The sequence below is a fragment of the Methylobacterium currus genome (assembly GCF_003058325.1).
GTDB classification, from domain to species: Bacteria; Pseudomonadota; Alphaproteobacteria; order Rhizobiales; family Beijerinckiaceae; genus Methylobacterium; species Methylobacterium currus.
Genome location: NZ_CP028843.1, coordinates 3,700,160 through 3,715,210 on the forward strand (window position 1 = coordinate 3,700,160; position 15,051 = coordinate 3,715,210).

Genomic DNA, 15,051 nt, shown 5'->3' on the forward strand with positions numbered 1-15,051 from the left:
GCCTGGCTCTAGAGCGTGTTATGAACGAGTTAGGGTGGCGTTGCGTTGAGAGTGATGCCGACCGATCGCCGCGCCTACCCGTCCGACGTGTCCGATGAAGAATGGGCGCTGGTGGCCCCCTACCTCGCGTTGCTGCGGGAGGACTCGGCCCAGCGCGACCACGATCTGCGCGAGGTGTTCAACGGGCTGCGCTCCATCGTGAAGACGGGTGCGCCTTGGCGGTTCATGCCGCACGATTTGCCGCCATGGGCCACGGTCTACCAGCAGACGCAACGCTGGCTATCAGCCGACAGCTTCGTGGATGTGGCTGGCGACCTGCGGGCGGTGCTGCGGATGGCGGCGGAGCGGGAGCCAGAGCCCTCGGCGGTGATCCTCGACAGCCGGACGCTGCGGTCCTCGCCCGAGAGCGGCGAGCGGGCAGGCTACGACGGGGCCAAGCGCAAGCGGGGGGCGAAGGTGCCTCTGGCGGTGGACACGCCCGGCCATGTCGTGACGCTGCACGTGACGCCCGCCAGTACCGACGACCGAGCCGAGGTCGGCCGGCTGGCGGCCGGTGTTCAGGCGGAGACAAGCGACAGCGTCAAGTTGGGCTTTGTCGATCAGGGCTATTCCGGTCCCAAGCCCGCAGCCGCCGCGAGTGCCCACGGCATTGACCTGGAGGTGGTGAAGGCGCCCCAGGCCAAGCGCGGCTTCGTCCTGCTGCCGCGCCGGTGGGTGGTGGAGCGCTCGTTTGCCTGGGCCACTCGCTGTCGGCGACTGGTCAAGGATTACGAGCGCTACGCCACGACGTTGGCTGGTCTGCACATGGTCGACTTCGTCTGTCTCATGCTCAAGCAAGCCGGAAAACTTATGACAAGTGCATAGCACGCTCTAGCTACGTTAAACAACTCTTCGTCCAGCGGTCAAGCAAAGGCAGTAGCCGCCGGATTTGATTAGAGTTTTACATCTGAGATTTATTTTGTCTTTGATTAGACAGCCACCGATCAACCGATAGGATTAAAGAGCAGGCGCAGCGCATGGCCGGAAACAAGAGGGCGTGCATCATGTGCGCATTGATATCAAGATCAGCGCCAATCTCACCCTTAGGTGCAACGGTCAAGCTTATTGTATATTTTAAATATTCTGCGTCGTACTTGGCCGCATTGTGTACAATTACGTTCCGCACTAGATTCAGAATTTTAATATGAGAATTGTCTATCAAGCCTGATATTGAAGGATCGTGAGAGTGGAAGGAAGCTTTATATCTTTTGATTATTTCCGATATGTTATCAAAACTCTCTTTTTCGCGGATCAGCGTCCCTAATCTATTAGAAATATTAAAGTTGTATTGCTTCATTCTTTCGACATGGATAATCGATCCCAGAGTTTTGCCGTCGTAGCCGCATAGCTCGCCTGGACAGATATTTACGGCCTGCTCCCAAAGATCCGCAAACATAATCTCGATCGATGTCCATGCGCCCGTTATTTGTGCAAGCAGTAGAGATCGAACTCCACTGCGAACGGCAGGATTTTGACATGTGAACGCTAAATTATAAAAAGACGTATCTATAATCTTGCATATATAATCCGGATGGGTGCCTTTAGAATACCCGGGATAATAATCAATCCAAAAATTTTATATGTCAAAATTTATTTTTTCATCGACAAATCTTCGTTTATGCAGCTCGCTCAATGAATCTTGGCGATCTTTTAACTCGAACGTTGCATTCAGAGTGGCGCGCTCTATCACTACGGTCGGGGCTATTACATTCAGTAGCAAATTAGATAAATTCCTTGTCTGCGTAATGTTATCTCTAAACGAATAAAAAACGTCTCTTATTTCGGAGAAATGCAGCGGTTCGACTAGGAAAAGCGGGTCAGCCCACGCAGTTCCATGCCGAAAAAAAGTTAAATCCATTTTTGTTTTCTCGAACGAAGCCAGCTCTTCAGTGCTAAGATTAGGGTTGTCCATAATGCCGCGCTCTTCAGAGTCCGAATCAACGTTTGCATGGTTTTAGCACATCGCTAACACGGAGCCGCCTATGCCATGACGTTTTTGGCAACTCGATTGCGGTCCGACAGGAAGGCAAGGTCGAGCGATCGTCCTGGTGTCTGGAAAATTTGAAAAGCCAAACTTCAGATCGTTAAGTTAATCGGCTCATTGATCGGAGATGGAATGACTAGTCGCGAGCGATTGATGATAAGCAGTCCATGCTGAATTAGGCGGAGAAGCCGGGTCTTGATACAATTATAGACTGCGCGTATCAGATTAGTGCCAGCAGGACCGCTGTCCGAACAGCATTCCGCCGCCGAGCTGGGCTAGCACCCTCCACCGCCAGTTCCTCCATCGACCACGGGTGCGCCAGGACAGTCGCGGTGATGTCGAGGCGATGCTTCCCGACCTCCAGCACCGTTGGCTTCGACGGATCGGCGAGGTAGGCCGCGATCGCCGAGTCGAGCGCATTGTCGGCCAGAAGCTTCGCTCGGTAGGCCTCACCGCCGGTCATCGCCTGCACTCCCACACCGGGATCATGCCCGGCATCTTCACCGGCTCGTGCCGGTAGGCCGTCCACTTCCCGAGTTTGATCCACTCGGGCATGACCTCGTGCACGTCGACCGAGAGAGGCATGAGGATCCCGCAGAAATCGCCCCGCATCGTGCCGGTCTGAGGCCCGACGCCAAACAGCCGCAGCGTGTCCCACCCCGCGGCGTGCGCCTGGATGCCCCACCGCTCGACGAACTCCTGGCAGCGCCGATGCGTCTCGGCCCACTCGTCGGGGCGGAGGCCGGGGCAGGGCGGCACGCCGAGGGAGAGGCTGGCGAGGCCGCGTGACCATTCGAGGACGCCTGGGAGGGCAGGGGAGGCGGGATCGCTCATGCTGATTCGCGTGGCCCGGTTCGAGGTGAGGGGCGGCCGGCACCTGTGCCCACTTTTGTGCGGGCACAGATGAAGCACCTCAGGCAGCGAACAGACGCCACACAGGGAGACTGTGCCCACTTTTGTGCGTCCGCAATTCGCGTTCTGTTCCCAGATGTCCGCGATGTCCGCGGTAGCAAACCCTGGAAAACAAAGGAGAAAATGGCTGGGGCGCCAGGATTCTCAGCCAAAACCGAAGGGGTACGACATCAAGGGGTTAAGCCCCCGATCACCCGTCTTGAGCGGCATCGGACCTAGGAAATGGACCATCGGATTGGACCCTGGTCAACGCTCGGTTTTAAGCGCTCCACAGCCTGTAGAAATCGGCGGCGGATCCGCAAAGCGCCGTAAGCCGACCTTCCGTCGGCAGGCGCCGAACCGCCGCTCTGGACCTGATACGGACCCTCACGACGTCCACCTCGGGGCATTCCACAGCGCCGGCTCTCTATGAATAGCTTACTTGAGAAAGTCCGTTTCGAATGGCCTCTGACAGTATATAGAATAGATTGTAGATCACGGTGGACAATAAGATTCCAACCGAACTGCCCGAATTAAGTGAAGAAAGCGACGTGACTATTTGTGCGCCAAGAGGTACAACCCGGCAGGCAGAGCCAAAGAAAAAATTACAAGAGCGATTCTCAGCGAAAGAGGCACCATATCCTTCCAAGTAAATTTTCGCTGCTCGTTAATCCATGCTCTCTCTTGCTGTGCGAAAAACTTGTAGTGTGTGAACCAATCGGAAAAGAGTATCTGCTTGCTGATTGATGCAGCATAGAAACTGCTCTCGAGTTCTGCGAGGCGAGCGTGGCTTTGCTCCACGTCAGAACCACCTTGGACTTCATAATATAAATCTCGAAGCTGGTTGTAAATTTGGGTCAGCTTCCGGCCAACCTCATCATATTCTTTACTTCGATAGGCTGCGATATAGACGTTGCACAGTCCAAGCACGGCCAAGCACGCTGAGGGTACCTTTGCGGAGAGGGGCTCCCAAACCAGCGCAAATATTCCGACCGCGCTTGATATGAAGCCGATCCAACCCGGCACTTTCTCGACAAGATCGAAGGTTGCAAAATGCTTCTTCGCGCCGAACCCTACGTTGTAGCCGGTGTTGGCTATCGCCTTAAGAAGACCAGCTCTGTCCACCGGATATCCTACTCGGTTATGGGAACGTGAATGCGATCTTTGGCGACGACGACGCCGTCTTTCACGGCGTAGCATTCTACAATATGGTCGCCCCGAAAGTTGGTCCTTTCTATCTTCTCCAGACGGCCGTCATCCGGTACGATCTCGCCTCGGATACAATCACGTCTCACGGCCGTGGGACCTCTATTGAGCACCTTCCACAGCAACGTGAAAGGCGGAGGTACGTCGGTATCAGTGACGAAGAATTTCAAGTCCTTCTTCGCCTGGAGAACGCGGCTCGCGGCAAGCAAGCTGCGTAGGAGGGATGGGCGAAAGCCATCCTGCTTCACCTCGCACTCCAGTTCGATATCGAAGCGGATATCGATTGGGTACATGTCCTCGATAAAGCGTTCGGTGTTTCGAGCCTCGTAGCCCCCAGACTTGAGAGCGGACTCGAAAGCCGAGTCCGCAGCCGTGGTTGCAACGGGTCTGGGCGGGAAGTTCGATCCGAAAACTTTGCGCCAGCGGTCGTTGCGGTAATCCTGTGTTTCCGCCTCGATCGCTTTCAAGCAAAGATCGTACGCCTTCCCTGCCTTTCTGCGAAAATCCTTCTTTACCTTGACACGCTGGCCGCTCCCCAGTGCGGCGTAATAATCTTGCTTCGGCTGATCCTTGAGAAATGCAAAGAAATCTCGGCTCATCCAGTCGTAATATAGGTAGCTCTTTCCGTCGTAAGCGTCAGTCTTGTGTGGATGGCTCCCGCATTGCAAGCGGCGAATTGAGCTTCTGACGCGTTGGTCGGGTGCAGTCTTGTGTCCGGCCTGTTGATGCAGTCGTTCATGTGACCGCTGGCCCTGATGGTATCCGCGAGCTGGGTCCCACTCTGCTTTGCGGGCTATCACGCCCTGGACTAGCGGCGGGGTGTCCCGGCTCCCGGGCTGACCGGTTCGCCATCAACTCTCATCGTCCTCGCAACCTGGAAAAGTCTCCTTGCCGTGCTGTCAGGCGGCCGCGGCCAGGGGTGCGCGGTAGGTGCCGCCGCGGGTCATGATCGCCCAGGCGACCCGCGCCGTGCGATTGGCCGCCGCAACGGTCACCACGCGCACCGGCTTGCGCTGCAGCAGTGCCGGCAGCCGCGGGTCGACCGAGGTCGGCGTCGCCTTCGCGCGCCGGATCAGAGAGGTCATGCCGACCACGAGCAGGCGACGCAGGTAGCGGTCGCCCATGCGTGAGATCCGGCCCAGGCGCTCCTTGCCGCCGCTGCAGTTCTGAAGCGGCGTCAGCCCTAACGAGGCGGCGAACTGCCGACCGGAGCGGAAGCGCTCGGGCTCGCTCACCGAGGCGGCCAGCGCGGTCGCCGAGACGATGCCGACACCCGGGATCGTCGCAAGCCGCTGCGACAGGTCGCTGTCCCGATGCCAGGCCAGCAACTCCTTCTCCAGCCGGGTGAGCTGGATCTGCACGGCACCGATCTGGTCGGCCAGCCCGGTCACCACGCGCTGGGCGAGCGGCGGCACCTCGGCCGCGTCTCCGGCCGAGAGCCGGGCCGCCAGTTCGAGCGCGTGCCGCAAGCCCCGCGCCATCTCGATCCCGAACTCGGCGAGCAGGCCGCGGATCATGTTCACCAACTGCGTGCGTTGCTTGACCAGCAGATCGCGCGTCCGGTGCAGCGCCAGCGCCGCCTGCTGGTCGGTCGACTTCACCGGCACGAACCGCATGCTCGGGCGCGTCACCGCCTCACAGATGGCTGCGGCATCGTTCGCATCGGTTTTGCCGCGCTTGACGTACGGCTTCACGTAAGCCGGCGGCATCAGCCGCACGTCGTGGCCGAGGCTCATGAGCTCCCGGGCCCAGTGGTGCGCCGTGCCGCACGCCTCCATGCCGACCAGGCAGCGCGGCAGCTTGGCGAAGAACGGCACGACCTGCGCCCGCCTCAAGGCCTTGCGCACGACGACGTGCCCAACTGCATCGACGGCGTGAACCTGAAAGATGCTTTTGGCCAGATCGATGCCGACGGTGGTGATCTCCATGGGGATGGCTCCTGCATGAGCGTGGCTGCTGCTTTGACAGCAACCACATCTTGGCATCGAGATGCCGTCAGTCGGAGCGGGAGCCATCCACCCCATCTGCTTTAGAAAGTTGTAGGCGAGAGTGTCTATCAGCAACCCGCCCATCGCAACGCCATGCTTATTTTTCCAAGCGCGTGCCATCCGAGCCAGCCGACGAAGGTTGTCATTCTTCTGGGCGTTGAATTCCATCATAGCCTTGAGCTCATCTCGCGGCTTAGTAATTTTCCAACTTCCATCCTTGTAGCTATCTGGATATTTGTAAGAGTTATCACTCTGCTCGAAAACAGGCTGAACCTCGATATGGAAGTTCGAATAGAGCACACGTACCACGAGGCGATCGACTTTGACTGTCGTGGAAGGATAGCGGGCCTTTATGGCTGCTGCGCAGTCAGAGAGAAGCCGATACTGACCGCCGTCCTTATAGTCATTCCATGTTTTAGCCGGCATGATATAGAGCATGTCGAGATCGGAAACGCCTTTGATGGCCGTATGACGACCATAGGAGCCGACCTGCAGACTGTTTGCAATTTTTGACTCAGTGTCCCGGAATTTCTTATTCAGCGCAGCCGTGATCTCGCCGTAACGTGCCGAGATCGTCAGGCCGTTCGTAATCTTGATATTGCCAAGAAAGCTTCGAAATGCATCCGCAACGCTCATGGCGCATCCCAGCGAGGCCACGCCGAGCGCGCGACGGCACGATCTAACACTATGATGGATTATCGGACGAGCTGCTAACTTTACGAGTAGCATCTTGCGAGAAAGTTGTGGAATAGTGTCTGGAGGCGAGTATGGCTACGAGGTAGCAAGCCTCATGACCGCACGGCTAAATTTTTGGATTTGCGGCAATAAACGTTGCCTAACTCGCGGCGTCGGAATGTGTTACTGCAGAAAACACTTCGTTAAACCGGCCAATCTGTATCTGCGATCTGAGCGATAGAACGAGATGCAGCCTACTGGATGGCACGGTCCGATTGGGGTGCACTCAAATCAGACCGATTTCTACCGACTTGAACGTCTTCTCTCGACCACGACCCAGAATTTCACTCTCCACCTTGTCCGAATCTTCAGGTGAAACGGGTCAAATGTCCGCAAGGGGTTAGCAATTCGCATGTTGCTTGTTCGGCTTCGAGTCGGAAGCCGGCCTGCAATGCCTAACTAGAATTGGACCATCGCGGCTGGCTTACTCACGCGCGCTTCCAGCTACTGATTCACATCATCTGCGGACCAGCCGGTAGTACCCCGCTTTCCCAGCGCTACCCGACCCTGGATCTGGTTGGTGGAGGGCTCGTAGATGAATCCCGCTTGGCGCGATTTCAGGCCTAATAGCGTGCGGACCTCAGACGCCATGGCGACACGTAGCCCGTTCGGTGACGCGACACCGGCTTCGATCCGGCATTTACCCTTGCGAAGAGCCGCCGCCTCCTGAGCTGCCGCCATGACCCACACATCTTGCCGATCAGTGGCACGGTTGACGCCGTCGAGCAGGGCAACCAGTGGCGCAAGACGCGGTGGAGCAGCATTCGTTGCGAACGTGTAGAGGATCCCGATTCCGGTAAGCGCACAGATCCTAACATCCTCTGGGTGCACAGATTGTCCACTCCAGCCACACGTTTGGGCTTCAGCAGGTAGACAATATACTCCATGCGCGGCCCGCACGGCTTTCTCCTCCAGCATCAGCGCTCCAGAAACGCTACTCGGCACGAGGAGACGCTTTAACGCCCGGTGTCCCGTAACGACGCAACGGTCAAGCTCCGATGGAAGGGCGCGAGTTCCCGTGGCTGCGCAGGACTCCAGGATACCGGGACGAACCAGATGTCCCGTCACCCCGCACCGTTCGCCCTCGCTCGGGGCGAGGAGGGCTTGCGACTGGTGGCAGGCCACGAATTCGTCCTGATGGCCAATGCGCCCGGATACGGCCGACGACGCGGCCCGATCCTCTCGGAACAGCTTGCCTGACAGATCACTCGTCCGGAGCTCGCTTCGCAACGCTTCGTCGCCCGAGAAGACGCAGCGCCCGAAATAGTTGGCCTCTGCATGCTTGCCGCTGACTGCTGATGTTTTGAGATGGTCACGTCCTACGAGTTTGCCAGTCATGGCCGACCGCTCGACCTCATCGGTCAGGAGGCAGCGATTTGTCAGCGCACACCGGACCACGAACTCAGGCAGCGCCCGACGTCCATTAAGTTCCGACACCACCAAGCGATGCCGCAGTTCCCGCTTCCCGCTGATCGCGCATGCATCGAGGCAGGTCTCCGGTAAGGCCTGCTGATTAGGGCCGCATGATACCAGTGCCGGCGCCGCTAAAATGTGGCTAGAGGAGGGGACGATCGTCAGCTCATCTGCATAGCCGCCGTCGCCGACCCGGTAGCTGACCCGCAGCTGCACGTCCCGGAGAACAGCGCCTTCCGCGCCTGCCAGCACGAACGACAGGCGCGGTGTAAAATCCTCCTCCATCTTGGCACGCTTTCGGGCATCCTGGCCCGCCGAGGCCATCTCCTGTCCGCGCCGTTCCAGGTAGAAGCGCGTGAACTCCGCGATGCCCGGGTCCTGACGGGCCGCCTCCATGACTTGGTCGATGCTAAGCCCCAACGCATCGGAGGCTGCATCGAGAACCAGAGGGAGCGGAGCTAAAGCATCACGGGTAAATGAGAACTTTGCCCGATTGCGCGGTGCACAACGCACCTCGATCAGCCGCTCGTAGGCGTCGTGCGCAACGGTCGCCCGTACACGAACCAGGATAACCCCTTCGAACCAGCGGCGCGCGGCCGCGCTTTCCGTGCCGACCAGAGTCCCCCCGAAGCTTTCGACCCATTGTCTCGCCGCTGCATCTGCCCCACGCCGCGGATCCTCGTCGAGGTCACGGACCGCATAGCGGCCGCTGACCACCATCCGCTGTACCATCCGGCTGAAGGCAGGCGACCCCGGCTGGTAAAGCGAGGACCGCGTCCCGCTCATCGCGTCGCGCTCGAAGCGGATCACTTCCTGGCCGCCCTCATCCTCAACCGCGAACAGACGGTTGGCCAACGGCGTGACCCGCGCGCCGAGCTGGCCCAGAGCGCCAAGAGCAAAGGGCTGGTACTCCATCGAGCGCGTCTGCGGCGGCAGGCTTGGTGCCTGCGGCCCGACATAGCCCTGGCCATCCGTGTCCCCGAGCATCGCATCGATGCGTTTTTCTTCCTCTAGGAGCGCCTGCTTAGCCGCCGCGATGCTCTGCTCGGCCATTGCCACGCTTGCTTTGACGTCCGCGCCCTTGAGCGCTGCCACCACAAGTTCGCGGATCCGTTCTTCGAAGCCCGCGGCGCCATCCTCGCCCCCCACGGAGCCTTCCAGCAGAGATTCGATGTCGCCTATGGCGCTCGTCGACATTTGCAGCTTCTCCATGAGCCGCCCGACAATGTACTCCTCGAAAGTCCCCTGCAGCGTGACATTCAGAATGCTGACATGGGCGTGCTGGGATGCAAGCCGTTGTACCCGGCCGATGCGTTGTTCCACGATCATCGGGTTCCAGGGTAGGTCGTAGTTCACCAGCACATTGGCGACCTGCAGGTTCACGCCCTCTGACCCAGCCTCGGTCGAAACGATGACGCGGTAGCCGGGCGGATTGGCGCGGAAGCGTCCGATTGTCTCCTGGTTGCGCGCACCAGACGTGCCGTTGATAATCCCCACCGTCAGGCCGTGTCCCTCCAGAAACTCCTGGATGGTGGTCTGAGTCTCCCGCCGTCCCGTGAAGACGACGAGCCGCCAGCTGTCCGGATTCTCGTGTTTCAATTGGGTGATCAGTCGTCCGAGGCCATCTAGCTTCGCGCTCGTCGTCATGCCCCGCACGACTGACCGCACCGCGCCCGCGAAATCGGGCCCAATCGTGCCGTTGCGCTCCATGTTATCGAGCTGGGCGCTGAGCGCGTGCGGGCTACTTGTCAGCGCCTGGAGGATGCCGATCTGCGCCAGACGATTGAGCTTCTCGATACCCTTGGCGACGATTGCGATCAGTTCGAGCTCGGCTGGTGTCGGCTGCACCCGGTGCAGCTGCACTTTGCGGTCGGGGAAATGGAGCTTGGCGTCGCCGCGACGCACCCGAGACATGTAACCATAGACGATCGACCGGAACGCCTCGGCCGCCTCCGGCTTCAGCTGGCGTGCCTGCTCTCGGTCACCTGCGATGAAGCGCCGGGCAAACTGGCCTTCGTTGCCGAACGGGTTCTCGTGTCCTCTCGCCACGGTGAGCAGATCGACTAGCGAATAGAGGTCCCAAAGCCGATTCTGGATCGGCGTGGCTGTCAGCATCAGCACGAACCGGAACCGCCGCGCCGCTAAGGAACTCCGAATGACCTGCGCCACTTTGGGCGGCTCCGGTGTACCGTAGAGATTTCGTAGCTTGTGTGCCTCGTCGAGGATCAGCAGCTCGAAGCGATCGGCAGGAAGTTTCTCCAAGTAAAGTCGCGCTGAATTGTACGTTGTGATGATCGCGCCGACGCCGTCCGGGTTCGCGCTCAGCAGGTCACGGCCCGTTGCGACCTCGGCCGGAATATCGAACTTCGTTTCCAGTTCCTCCTTCCACTGTGGTCCAAGGAGTTTGGGGCAGACGATCAGGGACCGCGACAGCCGTGAACGCGCGATGAGCTCACTCATCACTAAGCCCGCACTAATCGTCTTGCCGAGCCCAACATCGTCCGCGAGCAGCGTTACAGGCAGGCGGCGACAGAAAGTAATCAGGTTGCTGACTTGATGATGGAACGGCTCGACCCGGTCACGCCACTGCGCTTCCGACTTCACGTCCTTGCGTGACTCAATCACGATCGGATCGGTCAGGTCCCATTCAAGGGCTGCCTTATAGATCCGATATTCCTCAGGCGAGCGCACCGCGCGAAGAAGCTTCGTCTGCCATTCTGAATCAGCGGTTATGTGCTGCAAGGGATTTTCCTTTTCGAAGCTCATAATGCCGGGACCAGGGAGGCTCACTCAAAATTGTAGGGAGTTTGATTTTCGTCCGATGGCAGTCATCAACATCCTCGCGCGCCGCGGCAGCGCAGCGTGCGATGTCATAATGAATTTAGCTCGCCTCAACCCTCGACTTCGTCGTCATCCTTTTAGACAGTGTAGCCATCGCTAGCGTTTCTGGGCATGTCGTAGAGGTCGGCCTCAGGGATCTCCACTTGTACGGCTGGATGGCCGGACGTCGAATTATCACCTGTCGTCGGGGTCGGATCGGCCCGAGGTATGTATCCAGTGGACCGATGGTCGGCTCGGCTCCGATGCTATCACTGCACCGGAGCCGCCACAGAGGCTCGGCGAGCCCATCTGCCTCAGGTTGTCAACGGGCACCGAAGTCTCCGCAATTGTGGGCTTTCAAAATTCCCTGGCCGGCGGGTTCGGTGCGGATCGGTGATCAGCCGGCCGTGTGATCGGAGGCAGCCTTTCCGGGTGGACGACCGCGACGCCTGGGTGCGGGCGGCGGAACGATCAGGGCCTTGGAGCGGACGTGCTCGGGGACGAGGTCGGCGTGCTGGCGCAGGCGGTAGCTCGCCCCCTCGATCTGGATCACCACGGCATGGTGGAGGAGTCGGTCGAGCAGGGCTGTCGCCACGACCGGATCACCGAACACCTCGCCCCACTCGGCGAAGCCGCGGTTCGAAGTCAGGATCATCGCCCCGCGCTCGTAGCGCGCGTTGACGAGTTGGAAGAACAGGTTGCCGCCACCGGGGACGACGGGGAGGTAGCCGATCTCGTCCACGACCAGCAGCGAGGCCCGGCAGAGATAGCGGATGCGCTCGCGCAGGGAGCCGTCGCGCTCGGCCTTGGCCAGCGAGGTCACGAGGTCGGCCAGCGTCGAGAACACGACGCTGCGCCCGGCCTTGACCGCCTCGACGGCGAGCGCGATCGCCAGATGGCTCTTGCCGGTGCCGGGTGGTCCGAGCAGATGGACGACCTCGGCCCGGTCGATGAAGGTCAGTTCCGCCAGCGCCAGGACGCGCTCGCGGTCGAGCGAGGGCTGGAAGGCAAAGTCGAACCCGGACAGCGTCTTGATCGTGGTCAGGCGCGCGACCAGCAGGGCGGTCTTCACGCGGCGGTTCTCGCGCAGCGTCAGTTCCTCGGTCAGGATCACGTCGAGGGCGGCCAAGCCGTCGATCTCGCCCTGCTCGATGCGCCGGACCGTCGCGTCGAGCACCTCCAGGGCGCGCGGCATGCGCAGGCCGACCAAGCTGCGCTTGATGCTGTCGAGGGTCGTGATGGCACAGGATGCGGTGCGGCTCATCGCTGGCCTCCGATCCCGCCGGCGAGCCGTTCGCCGACTGCCTGGTAGACAGCCAGCGAGCGCCGGGCGACGTGATCGCCATGGCGGCCGATCGGCAGACTGTCGGGATGGCCGTGGCGCATGGCCCGAGCGGCCGTGCCTTGCCGATGGTCGGGGTCGATGCGGTACTGCCGTCGTCCCTCCAGGATCGGATGGCTCGCGACGAGCCGGCCACCATCGAGGATGCGGATCGTGTCGGGCAACTGATGCACCTCGACGACGCGCCGGGTCCGATCCGGTACGCTGTAATAGTTGCCACCGATCGAGACGAGGCCATCGTGGCTGACGCGCCGCTCCAGCGTGAGCAGAGCGTCGAAGGGCAGAGCCGGCAAGGGCTGCAACTCGGGCCGCTCGGCGGCGAAGGCTTCCGAGACGATCCGCTGCGTGGTGCCGTGCAAGCGGACGTTGGCGACGGTATCGAGCCAGCTCCGAAGCTGGCGGTTGAGGTCGTCGAGGTCGCGGAAGGAACGTGCGAGGAAGAAGTCCTGGCGGATGTAGGAGAACGGTCGCTCGACCTTCCCCTTGGTCTTGGCCCGGTACGGGCGGCAGGCGCGCGGCAGGAATCCGTAGTGCTGGGCGAGTGCCAGCAGGGATCGGTTGTAGACGATGTGGCCGTCCGCATCCTCGCCGGTGACCGCCGTCTTCATGCGATCGTAGAGGATCTCGATCGGCACGCCGCCGATCGCGGTGAAGGCCTGCATGTGACAGCGCAGCAGCGTTTGCAGGTCCTGATGCAGGACGAAGCGCGCCTCGATGTGCCGGGAATGGCCGAGCACCAGCGAGAACAGCCAGACGATGCAGGTCGTGTCCGGCGCATCCGTGAAGGTGACGAGGAAGCGGGCGAAGTCGACCTGCGCCTGCTGGCCGGCCGGGGTCTCGAAGCGGACCTCGTAGGGCTTGGCCTCGGGCGGCCGGATCGCGGCGGCGAACCGCTTCACCGCGGTGTAGGCACCGGTGTAGCCGCGCTCGCGCAACTCGCGGGTCAGGCGCACGGCACTCAGGTCGGGGAAGGCGGTGATCCGCTCGCGCAGATAATCGAGATAGGGCGCGAGCTTGCTCGGGCGGCCGGGCTGACGCGGGCCGTAGGCCGGCGGCTCGAGGCCGCGCTCGATGTACTTGCGGATCGTCTTCGGATCGCGGCCGGTCCGGCGGGCGATGGCGGAGACGGACAGGCCCTGTCGGTGCAGGTCCAAGATCATGACGAGTTCTCCCAGCAGAACCATCCTCGTCGCTCCCAGCCGATCGGTATCGGCAGGCATGGTGGCTGAGGATGGAAAAGCCCGAGAGGGCGCGGGGCGTCGCGACCCTACGGGCCAGGGCACCGACCAGGGAATTTTCGATGCCCACAATCAGGGAGTATTCAACGCCCGCTGACATCAGGTCGACCGCGCGCCGTAGTGAACGTCGTCCTCGTAGGCGGAGGCGTCGCTGCCGTCGCCTTTGGGTACCGCTTGCAGCCCGGCGCCCGACGCGAGCCAAGGACGCCCTGGAAGGAGCATGACGAGTTCTTCCCAGACCGGATGCAAAACGGGGTCAATGGGAAAGCGACACCAGTCTTTGTAGTAAGCAAATTTCACCTCAGCCTCCTCAAGCGTCGTCGTTCCGCCCGGGCCGCCCGGCGCTATTGCCAGAACCAATCCATACAATTCGAGGAGATCGGGCCAGACGTGGCGTCGCGCCTGCTCGCGCCAGATCGCCTGCTGGATCGGCTCTCGGTAGCCAGCTCCCCCATCGGACAAGAGCCAAGTCAGCACTTCATCCTCAGCGGCTGGCAGCGCAGACGAAGGGATGTCGCCGATCTCCGGGAGCACCGGCATGAGCTCACCGATATTGAGAGGGCTTAGCTCCCATTGGTCACCAATGCGCATCCCGCACAGCGGGAACCGCGCACTGACGCAGGGCGGCGGCGCGTCGACATCCAGCCAACCGGGCGTTGATGCGGCGACCAGCGCGTACAGCCCCCGCAGATCCAACCGAGGTTCCTCCTCGTCCAGCTCGTCGGTGCCATCCATGATGGCAGCAAGACTGGGAACGTCGTCGGGGCTGTCATAGTCGTCCTGTTCCCAAGGGTCCTCCTCAGGGTCCGGATCGTCCCAGGCTCCCCATTCGGAATGGCATCCGGATAGCGAAAGATGCTCCGCCGAACCTACGGATTGCGCCGATCGCATCCTGCGACCCGCGCGGCGAGCACGCTCCCCGTTCATGATTGCCGTAAAGGTCTCGACCTCGGCGCGATCGACCGCGTAGGAGATCTGCTTGTGCATCAGGACCTGAGAACGCTCGAGGAACTCCCGAATAAGGGCCTCGCCCTTCGCGTTCGTACCCGCGATACCCTTTTTCAGTGCGGCCAGGCGAGCGCCGACCTTCTGCTGGCCCCATGGGTAAGGGTCGTCGGGCTGACGCGTGCGTGATCTCAAGCCGAGCTCGATTCGAACGGCCGCGAACGCCGTCCCGATCATCTGGGTGTACGACAGGGGTTCCACGGGTCTCCAACCTCATCGATCGCCTCATGCGTGAAGGCGACAAGATGACGAGCGAACGGTCAAGCCTCATGCCGGACCGCACGTGCTCCGGATCGGCCCGCTGGGCAGCCACGGCGGGTAGCCTGAACAGCCGTTAAAACCCCGGAAGGGAACCCCGGGAGACGGCCGCCCCGACGGGCGGCGGCCGGG

The 15,051-nt window shown here is 60.9% G+C and carries 11 protein-coding genes and 1 pseudogene; 1 reads left to right on the forward strand and 11 read right to left on the reverse strand.

Annotated elements, in window-relative coordinates; translation table 11 throughout:
• Positions 1 to 54: 54 nt before the first annotated feature.
• Complete coding sequence (locus DA075_RS17275; RefSeq protein WP_099954281.1) at positions 55 to 864, forward strand: IS5 family transposase; 810 nt, start codon at positions 55 to 57, stop codon at positions 862 to 864.
• 76 nt (positions 865 to 940) lie between these two features.
• Here the strand turns inward: DA075_RS17275 and DA075_RS36005 are convergent, their stop codons facing one another.
• The 11 genes and pseudogenes from DA075_RS36005 to DA075_RS17320 form a co-directional block, all read right to left on the reverse strand.
• Positions 941 to 1,435, reverse strand: a complete 495-nt coding sequence (locus tag DA075_RS36005; RefSeq protein ID WP_123834318.1) for a hypothetical protein — start codon at positions 1,433 to 1,435, stop codon at positions 941 to 943.
• An 808-nt stretch (positions 1,436 to 2,243) separates the two neighbouring features.
• On the reverse strand, positions 2,244 to 2,486 hold the full coding sequence (locus tag DA075_RS17280) for a hypothetical protein (RefSeq protein ID WP_123834320.1): 243 nt from the start codon (positions 2,484 to 2,486) through the stop codon (positions 2,244 to 2,246).
• The gene (locus DA075_RS17285) at positions 2,483 to 2,857 is read right to left on the reverse strand and encodes a hypothetical protein (protein WP_099954283.1); all 375 of its coding nucleotides are present in this window, start codon (positions 2,855 to 2,857) and stop codon (positions 2,483 to 2,485) included. Before DA075_RS17285 ends, DA075_RS17280 begins: the two co-directional genes overlap by 4 nt.
• A 612-nt stretch (positions 2,858 to 3,469) precedes the next feature.
• Positions 3,470 to 4,039 (reverse strand): SLATT domain-containing protein, encoded by a 570-nt coding sequence (locus DA075_RS17290; RefSeq protein ID WP_099954284.1) that lies wholly within the window; start codon positions 4,037 to 4,039, stop codon positions 3,470 to 3,472.
• 8 nt (positions 4,040 to 4,047) lie between these two features.
• Complete coding sequence (locus DA075_RS36010; RefSeq protein ID WP_123834322.1) at positions 4,048 to 4,719, reverse strand: nucleotide-binding domain-containing protein; 672 nt, start codon at positions 4,717 to 4,719, stop codon at positions 4,048 to 4,050.
• 300 nt (positions 4,720 to 5,019) lie between these two features.
• Positions 5,020 to 6,048, reverse strand: coding sequence for an IS110 family RNA-guided transposase (locus DA075_RS37525; RefSeq protein WP_024830198.1), 1,029 nt, complete (start codon positions 6,046 to 6,048; stop codon positions 5,020 to 5,022).
• Positions 6,049 to 6,276: 228 nt separating this feature from the next.
• A pseudogene (locus DA075_RS37530) lies at positions 6,277 to 6,837 on the reverse strand (SMODS domain-containing nucleotidyltransferase); the annotation flags it as partial.
• Positions 6,838 to 7,287: 450 nt separating this feature from the next.
• Entirely contained in the window at positions 7,288 to 11,022 is a 3,735-nt protein-coding gene (locus DA075_RS17305; protein ID WP_051475892.1) for a DEAD/DEAH box helicase, read from the reverse strand.
• A 451-nt stretch (positions 11,023 to 11,473) separates the two neighbouring features.
• Entirely contained in the window at positions 11,474 to 12,340 is an 867-nt protein-coding gene (istB, locus tag DA075_RS17310) for an IS21-like element ISMex13 family helper ATPase IstB (RefSeq protein WP_099952836.1), read from the reverse strand.
• On the reverse strand, positions 12,337 to 13,602 hold the full coding sequence (gene istA / locus DA075_RS17315) for an IS21-like element ISMex13 family transposase (protein WP_200602002.1): 1,266 nt from the start codon (positions 13,600 to 13,602) through the stop codon (positions 12,337 to 12,339). Before istA ends, istB begins: the two co-directional genes overlap by 4 nt.
• Positions 13,603 to 13,755: 153 nt before the next feature.
• Complete coding sequence (locus DA075_RS17320) at positions 13,756 to 14,862, reverse strand: thioredoxin domain-containing protein (protein WP_024830196.1); 1,107 nt, start codon at positions 14,860 to 14,862, stop codon at positions 13,756 to 13,758.
• Positions 14,863 to 15,051: the final 189 nt, after the last annotated feature.